Below are 7,930 nucleotides of genomic sequence, written 5' to 3'. Positions count from 1 at the left end.
GAGTTCTGCGGCACCGAGCGGCATCCGTATGAACTTTATCTCGACCTCAACGGTATCGAGCATCGCCGCACCAAGGTCCGAACGCCCCGCACCAATGGCTTCGTCGAACGCTTCAACGGCACCGTGCTGGATGAATTCTTCCGCGTGGCCATGCGGGACAACTTCTACGATGGCGTCGAGGCACTGCAGGCCGATCTCGGTGCCTGGCTTGTCCGCTACAACACCGAACGGCCGCATCTCGGCTATCGCAACATGGGACGCCGACCCATCGAGACCGTTATGTCTTTCGTAAGCCAAGAAGGTTAAGTGGACATTTTATGTTTGCAGATAGCAAAAAGCCCCGCCGGTGATGGCGGAGCTTACTGCACGAGAGGTTTTCTTCTCATCATACACGCGTAAGGCGAGTTGGCGAGGGAACTGATGTAGGAAAAAGGCCCAGCCGGTGGTGGGGCGGGGCAGGTCCCAACATAGAATGTTGGCTGAGCTTACTGCTCGTGGGCCAACCCGATGACGCCGCGCAGGGTTCCTGGTTGGTGTCACAGGGCTGTTGCAGGACTGCGCACCGGGTGCGCAAGAGAAAGCCCGCCGGTTAAGGCGGGCTGTGAAGGAGCGGGGGATAAGCTTACTTGTCTTTGCGGTCTCGGATGAACAGGCCAATGCCTCCGAGTGCCGCAGCACTCATGAAGATGCCCGCTGCGATGTTGTTGTCCATCAAAGCACAAGTCAGAGCCGCCGCGATTAGCGCAAGGAACCCTGCAAGGCCGTAGTCAAGCCCGCGCTTCTGGTCCTTGATGCTCTCGCGCAAACCCAGTTCTTCCATATTCATGATGTGCCGATTGCGGTCCTCGGCCATACTGATGATCCGAGTCGCCGCCCCCGGGCAGATTTCCTCATACTCGCGCAAATGCCGCGGGTGCGCGATCGGTCCAGCGAACGTCTCGCTGGCAACTATGGTCGTAAGGCGGTCGACAACTTGAGCGCGGACGTTCTGAGGAACTATGTTGCCGATCTGGCGATCAACCTCAGCTTCAAGCGGGCTAAGCGCGCCGTCGTTCGCCTTATCGTCTGGTTCTGGCTGATTTCTTGGCGCGGGTGATCTTGCCAACTTCGGTGCCCACTTCTTGGTAAGCTTCATTCAGTAGGCGCCCGACCGCTTCCCAAGCCTCAGTATCGGTGGCATGGGGCGTGTAGGTCACACGTGAGCGCGATCCGCTCATCAAGCGGAAGGGCGACGAAAATCCGGTTTGGAAGCCGCGCAGGAAGGCGCGGTTGTGCAGGGCATCAAGCATAACGACCTCCTATCGTTTGGCTGCTGCTTCGATTGCAATGTGCCATCCCCGGATACGATAATCCAGAGATGCTAAGGAAAAGTGAATAGACCGCACGCTTGTTCCCTGTGGTCCATCACGTCCACCATCCGATCTCCACCTCACTCATTGTCCTCAGCCTGGTTCGCCCGCTCCCAGATCACCCCTGACATCAGCAGCGCCAGTCGTGCCATCACAGGGTCTACTTCGGCCGCTTCGGCCGCCGCTCCGCCGAACCCTTGCGCCATATCCTCGCGGCCCTTCGGAGACCGCGCGATCGTATCCACGATCCCGAGCATCAGAACGACCGCCGCGCGCCGCGTGTCGTTTAGCTCGTGTTCTAGGGCGATAATGCGCTCCTCAAGGCTCATGCTATTTATTGTCCTTAGCCTAGCTGGCGAGCGCGTTCAGCATCACTCCGCCGCAACTCTGCTGCTACCAGCCTCACCAGCCGCGCTGTAATGTGATCCGCACCTTGACCGTTCGCCTCAAAGGCTCGTGCTAGGCGTTCACGCCTCTCAGGGGTAGGCGCGATACCTGCGGCGAAGTCGACAATCACCGTCGCAGCCGCCATGCGTGTGTCGTCCAACTCTCGTTCCAAGGCGATAATGCGTTCATTCGAGGTCATGGGAGCCTCTCCAACTTGCTAATGCTCTGGATCGCAGATGCGCGTCCACCAGTGACAAATTCAGTGACAAGGAAGTAAAAACAAAGAAGGCGACCAGGAGGGTCGCCATCTTTCACGTTGTAGCTAAAAAGCTTTTTTGGCTCCGGCGGTAGGGATCGAACCTACGACCAATTGATTAACAGTCAACTGCTCTACCGCTGAGCTACGCCGGAACACGAGGGGGCATCTAGCACCCGTTTTCGGGGCCGTCCAGAGGGTTCGCGCAGAAAATTCATCCTTCCGCAGCGGCAGCCCGGTGCCAGCGCACTCCCGCAGCGGGACCGCCGTCGTAGGTCACGGCGCCGAGGTCGGCCAGCGCCAGAAGATGCGCCAGCACGTTGCGCTCGGCGGCGGGCATCAGGTGCTGGGGCACGGCATAGATGCGGGCCGCCAGATCGGCGGCGGTCCCGCCTGCCTCGTCCAGCGCGGAAAGGATCTGCGCGGTGCGGTGGCGGCGGTGGGCACCAAGCTCGGCCAGACGGGGCAGGGGGTCGGTGACCGGATCGCCATGCGCAGGGTAGAGGATGCGCGGCGCCAACCCGGCCAGCAGGTCCAGTGAGCGGAAGTAATCGACAAGGTCCCCGTCAGGGGGCGAGATCAGCGTCGTGCTCCACCCCATGATCAGGTCGCCGCAGAAGATGGCGTCGCCCAGGCGGAAGCTCAGGTGGCCGCCCATGTGCCCGGGCGTGTGCAGCGCCTCGATCACCCAGTCGTCGGATTGCAGGACCTCGCCGTGCCGCAGGAAGATGTCGGGGCGGAAAACCTGGTCGATGCCCTCGCCGCCTCCCACAAGGCCCGTCTGCGCTAGCCGCGCCATTGTGGGCGAGCGGCCCGATTCGGCGTTGCCGAAGGCGAAGACCGGGGCGCCCGTGGCTTGGGCCAGAAGCGCGACGCCCGCCGAATGATCCAGATGCGCATGGGTCACCAGGATATGCGAGATTCGTCCTTCGACCGCATCCAGGATCGCCTGGACATGACCCAGATCGTCGGGGCCGGGGTCGATTACTACGACCTCCTCCTCTCCGATCAGGAAGCTGTTGGTCCCCGGCCCGGTCATGGCCGATGGGTTGGGGGCCCGGACGACCCGCACTTTCGCCGCATTGCTCATGGCCCTAGGCTGGACCGGCGCCCGGGCGGGCGCAAGCGAGGTGAGCATGGATTTCGGCTGGCTCAAGTGGCTGATGCCCCGGGGACTTTACGGTCGGGCGGCGCTGATCCTGTTCCTGCCGGTGGTGGTGATCACGCTGGTCGTCACCGTCATGTTCCTGCAGCGGCATTTCGAGGACGTGACGCAGCAGATGGTGGAAACCGCCGCGGCCGAGGTCGCGCTGGTCACGGACTACGTTCAGTCCGCCCCCGATGACGAGCAGGCACTGCAGGCCGGGCGCGAGATCGCGGTGCCGCTGGACCTGGCCGTCGAACTGCCTCCGCCCGCCGGCATCGAGGAGCGGCTCCGTTTCTATGATTTCTCGGGCCGCGTGGTGATTGCCGAGTTGCACCGGCGCCTGCCCGCGGTCGAAGCGGTTGACCTGTGGAACCTGCGCCGGGTGCGGGTGCTGGTGGGCGGGCCGCGCCCCTTCGTGCTGGAACTGCCACGTCGGCGCCTCACGCCCTCGAACCCGCACCAGCTTCTGGTCCTGATGGTGGGGACGTCGCTTCTGATGACGACCATCGCCTCGATCTTCCTGCGCAACCAGTTGCGCCCGATCCGCAGGCTTGCCGACGCGGCCGAGGCCTACGGGCGCGGGCAGGTCAAGCCTTACCGCCCGGCCGGCGCGACCGAGGTGCGCAGCGCGGGCCGCGCCTTTGTCGAGATGCGAAACCGGATCGAGCGGCAGAACGAGCAGCGCAAGATGATGCTGTCGGGGATCAGCCACGACCTTCGCACGCCCCTGACCCGGCTTCGGCTGGGGCTGTCGATGCTCGGCCCCGGCCTGCCCCCCGAACGCGACGAGATCGCCGACATGGAACGCGATGTGGCCGAGATGGGCGCGATGATCGACGCCTTCCTGGACCTCGCCCGGGCGGACGCGCGGGAAGGCGCGGCCGAAGCGCTTCCTGCGCGTGCCTTCCTCGACGAGATCATCAGCGATGCCCAGCGGGGCGGACAGGACGTGGCCCTGGTGCGCTTCGACGACGACCCCGAGCGCGACCGGATCACCGTACGTCCCCGCAGCCTGCGGCGCGCGGTCGAGAACCTGATCGGCAACGCCGTCCGCTACGGCTCCCGTGCCGAGATCGAGGCGGCCCTGACCCCCAAGGCTTTCCGCATCGCCGTCGAGGATGACGGCCCCGGCATCCCGCCCGAGCGTCGTGACGAGGCGATCCGCCCCTTTGTCCGCCTGGATGCTGCACGCAACCAGGACCGCGGGCAGGGGGCGGGCCTCGGCCTTGCCATCGCTGCCGACGTCGCCCGCGCCCATGGCGGCGAGCTGCGCCTGACCGAGGGGACACGGCTGGGCGGCCTCAGGGCCGAGATCGTCATCCCCCGCTGAGGCGTGCGTTATCCGCCTGTTCATCTTCTTCGCGCAAATATCCCGGGGTCCGGGGCAGCGCCCCGGTCTGGCCCATTGCAGCAGGGGCCGGCGGTTCCTAGATTGGTCGCAAGCAGGCCCGGCGCGCTGCCCGATCCCTCAAGGGGGCCGCCGGTCCGGGCATGAAAGGACAGTTCATGAACGACACGACCCAAGCCACCTATCCGGTGCTTCCGCTGCGCGACATCGTGGTCTTCCCCCACATGATCGTGCCGCTGTTCGTGGGACGCGAGAAATCCGTCCGCGCCCTGGAAGCCGTGATGGAGGCTGACCGCCCGATCCTTCTGGCCGCCCAGAAGGACGCCTCGGTCGATGAACCGGACGCCGAGGGCATCTTCACGACCGGCGTGCTGGCCAATGTGCTGCAACTGCTCAAGCTGCCCGACGGGACCGTCAAGGTTCTGGTCGAGGGTCAGTCGCGCGTGCGCATCACCGGCTTCCTGGCCAATGACGACTATTTCGAGGCCGGCGCCGAGCCGCTGGTCGAGACCGAGGGCGATGCCGCCAGCATCACCGCCCTGATCCGCACCGTGGCCGAGGAGTTCGAGCGTTACGTCAAGGTCCGCAAGAACATCCCCGAGGAAGCCGTGACTTCGGTCGCGGAAGCGCGTGACGCGCACCGGTTGGCCGACCTCGTGTCGGGGCACCTGGGCATCGACGTGGCCCGCAAGCAGGAACTGCTGGAGACGCTGGACGTCGCCGAGCGGCTTGAGAAGGTCTATGGCCTGATGCAGGGCGAGATGTCGGTCCTGCAGGTCGAGAAGAAGATCAAGTCGCGCGTCAAGACCCAGATGGAGAAGACGCAGCGCGAGTACTATCTCAACGAGCAGATGAAGGCGATCCAGCGCGAGCTGGGCGATGGCGACGAAGGCCAGAACGAACTCGCCGAGCTGGAAGAGAAGATCAACAAGACCAAGTTCAGCAAGGAGGCGCGCGAGAAGGCGCAGGCCGAGCTGAAGAAGCTGAAGTCGATGTCGCCGATGTCGGCCGAGGCCACGGTCAGCCGCAACTACCTCGACTGGCTGCTGTCGCTGCCGTGGGGCGTGAAGTCGCGCACCAAGCGTGACCTGACGGCCGCCGAGAGCATCCTGAACGCCGACCACTACGGCCTTGAAAAGGTCAAGGAGCGGATCGTCGAGTATCTTGCGGTGCAGGCGCGCAGCGACAAGCTGAAGGGCCCGATCCTCTGCCTCGTCGGCCCGCCCGGCGTCGGCAAGACCTCGCTCGGCCGTTCGGTGGCCAAGGCCACGGGGCGCGAGTTCATCCGCATCTCGCTTGGCGGCGTGCGCGATGAATCCGAGATCCGCGGTCACCGCCGGACCTATATCGGCTCGATGCCCGGCAAGATCATCCAGGCGCTGAAGAAGGCGAAGACCACGAACCCGCTCATCCTGCTCGACGAGATCGACAAGATGGGACAGGACTTCCGTGGCGACCCGGCTTCGGCGATGCTCGAGGTGCTGGACCCGGAACAGAACGCGAGTTTCGTGGACCACTATCTCGAAGTGGAATACGACCTGTCGAACGTGATGTTCCTGACCACGGCCAACAGCTACAACATGCCGGGGCCGCTGCTTGACCGGATGGAGATCATCCCGCTGGCCGGCTACACCGAGGACGAGAAGCGCGAGATCGCGCGCCAGCACCTGCTGCCCAAGCAGATCAAGGCGAACGGTCTGAAGAAGGGTGAGTTCTCGGTTTCGGACGAGGCGCTGACCCATGTCATCCGCTACTACACCCGTGAGGCCGGGGTGCGGAGCCTGGAGCGCGAGATCGCCAAGCTGGCCCGCAAGGCCGTGACCGAGATCCTCAAGGGCAAGGTCACGTCGGTCGAGGTCACGCCCGAGAAGGCCGAGGAATATCTCGGTGTCCGCCGCTTCCGCTATGGCCTGGCCGAGAAGGAAGACCAGGTCGGCGTGGTGACGGGGCTGGCCTACACCCAAGCCGGCGGCGACCTGCTGCAGATCGAGGCGCTGAAGCTTCCCGGCAAGGGCGTGATGAAGACGACCGGAAAGTTGGGCGACGTGATGAAGGAATCGATCGACGCGGCCGCGAGCTTCGTCCGTTCGGTTGCTCCCGAACTGGGCATCAGCCCGCCCGAATTCTCGAAGCGCGACATCCACGTCCACGTGCCTGAGGGGGCGACCCCGAAGGACGGCCCCTCGGCGGGCCTGGCGATGGTGACTTCGGTCGTGTCGGTGATGACCGGCATCCCGGTCCGCAAGGACATCGCCATGACCGGCGAGGTCACGCTGCGCGGCAACGCGCTGGCAATCGGCGGGCTGAAGGAAAAGCTTCTCGCGGCGCTTCGCGGCGGCATCAAGACGGTGCTGATCCCCGAGGAGAACGAAAAGGATCTGGCCGACATCCCGGCGAACGTGAAGGAGGGGCTGAACATCATCCCCGTCTCGAACGTCCGCGAGGTGCTGCGCCACGCCCTTGTGCGGATGCCCGAGCCGGTGGAGTGGGACGAGGCGGCTTACGAGGCCGCCGAGGTCAAGCGTCTGGCCGCTCTGCGCGGCGAGGCGGCCCTGTCCGGTCCGACGGCCCACTGAGGCAACTTCTGCTCGCAGAATGATCCTGGCACGCGCCTTCCGGGGCGCGTGTTTGCATTTCAGCCCCGTGGTGCCGAAACAAGGGCAGTGCCCTGATAATAATATACTGTTTTCGTAAGGTCCCCTGTTGCAAAGTAATGGTGCTCGGCTAGGGTCCGCCCTTCCGTCAAGAAACGTCAATGACAGGTCCTGCGATGGCCGCTGAAAAACAGGGAGCAAGCCGGCCCCGCCGTGCTCCCGCTCTTGGAAAAGACCCGATTCCCGCCCGCGTCCTGCACAAGCGCGAGTTTCTGGCGCGCGTTGCCGCCGACGTCGACCTGTCCCGTGCCCAGATCCGTGACGTGGTCGAGGCGACGCTGAATCAGCTTGGCCGCGCCATCGCCGAGGGCGAGACACTGGCGCTGCCGCCCTTCGGCAAGGCGCGCGTCAGCCGCCAGGCGACGGCCAAGGGGGACGAGGTGCTGGTCCTGCGCCTGCGCCGCAAGGATGTCGGCGACGAGACGGACTGATCGCGCAGGAAGGGACTTGCGGGCGCCAGACAAGGGCGCTATCTAGCGCGGCACCGGGCGATTAGCTCAGCGGTAGAGCGCTTCGTTCACATCGAAGATGTCAGCGGTTCAAATCCGTTATCGCCCACCATCATTCAGGGGCCGTCCTTCGGGGCGGCCCTTTTTCTTTGCCCCGCTTGCCTTGGCCTTACGGCCGCGCCATAAGCGCGGGCAGGGGCGGTTAGCTCAGTTGGTAGAGCATCTCGTTTACACCGAGGTTGTCGGGGGTTCGAGTCCCTCACCGCCCACCATCCCTCCTTCTTTCAGACGACTCTTGCGCGCGGTGCCGCGGCTGCCGTTACTGTCCCTGTTGACGGAC

The 7,930-nt window shown here is 64.6% G+C and carries 7 protein-coding genes and 3 tRNA genes; 6 read left to right on the top strand and 4 right to left on the bottom strand.

Going from position 1 to position 7,930, the window contains the following annotated elements; all coding sequences use genetic code 11:
• Positions 1–306 (top strand): integrase core domain-containing protein (locus BLQ03_RS05415; protein ID WP_139166637.1); only part of this gene is annotated, 306 nt, incomplete at its 5' end.
• A 316-nt stretch (positions 307–622) separates the two neighbouring features.
• Here BLQ03_RS05415 and BLQ03_RS05410 read toward each other — a convergent pair.
• The 4 genes from BLQ03_RS05410 to BLQ03_RS05395 all read right to left on the bottom strand — a co-directional run bounded on the left by BLQ03_RS05410 (position 623) and on the right by BLQ03_RS05395 (position 3,031).
• Positions 623–1,135, bottom strand: a complete 513-nt coding sequence (locus tag BLQ03_RS05410; RefSeq protein WP_090753666.1) for a DUF2335 domain-containing protein — start codon at positions 1,133–1,135, stop codon at positions 623–625.
• Positions 1,136–1,429: 294 nt separating this feature from the next.
• Entirely contained in the window at positions 1,430–1,678 is a 249-nt protein-coding gene (locus tag BLQ03_RS05405) for a hypothetical protein (protein WP_090753664.1), read from the bottom strand.
• 394 nt (positions 1,679–2,072) lie between these two features.
• Positions 2,073–2,147, bottom strand: a tRNA-Asn gene (locus tag BLQ03_RS05400).
• Positions 2,148–2,206: 59 nt separating this feature from the next.
• A complete protein-coding gene (locus tag BLQ03_RS05395; RefSeq protein WP_245688682.1) occupies positions 2,207–3,031 on the bottom strand; it encodes an MBL fold metallo-hydrolase in 825 nt (274 codons plus the stop codon).
• Positions 3,032–3,128: 97 nt separating this feature from the next.
• On the opposite strand from BLQ03_RS05395, the gene BLQ03_RS05390 reads away from it, so the two are divergent.
• From BLQ03_RS05390 to BLQ03_RS05370, 5 genes are all read left to right on the top strand, one after another.
• Positions 3,129–4,469: an ATP-binding protein gene (locus BLQ03_RS05390; protein WP_090753661.1), complete on the top strand. Its 1,341-nt coding sequence runs from the start codon at positions 3,129–3,131 to the stop codon at positions 4,467–4,469.
• A 176-nt stretch (positions 4,470–4,645) separates the two neighbouring features.
• The gene (gene lon / locus BLQ03_RS05385; protein WP_090753659.1) at positions 4,646–7,063 is read left to right on the top strand and encodes an endopeptidase La; all 2,418 of its coding nucleotides are present in this window, start codon (positions 4,646–4,648) and stop codon (positions 7,061–7,063) included.
• Between the two features lie 194 nt (positions 7,064–7,257).
• Positions 7,258–7,572: an HU family DNA-binding protein gene (locus BLQ03_RS05380; protein WP_090753715.1), complete on the top strand. Its 315-nt coding sequence runs from the start codon at positions 7,258–7,260 to the stop codon at positions 7,570–7,572.
• 55 nt (positions 7,573–7,627) lie between these two features.
• Positions 7,628–7,702, top strand: a tRNA-Val gene (locus BLQ03_RS05375).
• Positions 7,703–7,786: 84 nt separating this feature from the next.
• Positions 7,787–7,862 (top strand) — tRNA-Val (locus BLQ03_RS05370).
• Positions 7,863–7,930 lie beyond the last annotated feature (68 nt).

Source organism: Paracoccus chinensis (assembly GCF_900102885.1).
Taxonomy (GTDB): domain Bacteria; phylum Pseudomonadota; class Alphaproteobacteria; order Rhodobacterales; family Rhodobacteraceae; genus Paracoccus; species Paracoccus chinensis.
Note: the sequence above shows the minus strand (reverse complement) of the source record. Positions and strands in the feature narration are given on the sequence as shown.